Origin of the sequence: Vibrio sp. 1727, from assembly GCF_033344415.1 — a bacterium.
GTDB classification, from domain to species: Bacteria; Pseudomonadota; Gammaproteobacteria; order Enterobacterales; family Vibrionaceae; genus Vibrio; species Vibrio alginolyticus.
In genome coordinates this window covers 1-606 of the sequence record NZ_JAWPOT010000426.1, presented here as the reverse complement: position 1 = coordinate 606, position 606 = coordinate 1, and the positions used below count along the sequence as shown (strand labels likewise).

At 43.9% G+C, this 606-nt stretch carries 1 protein-coding gene and 1 pseudogene; both read left to right on the top strand.

From position 1 onward, the window contains the following. A pseudogene (locus R8O10_RS26140) lies at positions 1-108 on the top strand (prepilin peptidase); the annotation flags it as partial. Continuing rightward, positions 109-606 (top strand): dephospho-CoA kinase (gene coaE / locus R8O10_RS26135; protein WP_318192086.1); only part of this gene is annotated, 498 nt, incomplete at its 3' end.

The window sequence follows — 606 nt, the reverse complement described above, 5'->3', positions numbered from 1 at the left end:
GAGAAAGCTTTCCCTTTCGGCCCATATTTAGCGATTGCAGGATGGGTAAGCTTAATCTGGGGCGACCAAATTCTAAGTTGGTACTTCACGTCAATTTTAGGGGTGTAAATGGCTTTGGTAATAGGTTTAACGGGTGGTATCGCCAGCGGTAAAACTACCGTAGCGAATCTGTTCAAGCAGCAGTTTAAAATTGATATTGTCGATGCAGATATTGTCGCACGAGAAGTCGTCGAACCTGGAACTCCCGGGTTAAATGCAATCATTCAACATTTTGGTCAAGACATTACGCATGACGACAACACCTTAGATCGTGCCAAGTTACGCGAAAAAATCTTTTCTAATCCAGAAGAAAAAGCTTGGCTCAATGCATTGTTACATCCGATCATTCGAGAAAAAATGATAGAAGACCTTCAACAGGTCACGTCGGATTATGCGTTATTGGTCGTGCCATTGCTCGTTGAAAACAACCTCGATAGTTTGTGCGATCGTGTCCTCGTTGTAGATGTAGAACCTGAAACTCAAATTTTTCGCACCGTTAAACGCGACAACGTAAGCGAAGAGCAAGCACATGCGATTCTCGCCTCTCAAGCTTCGAGACAGCAGAGA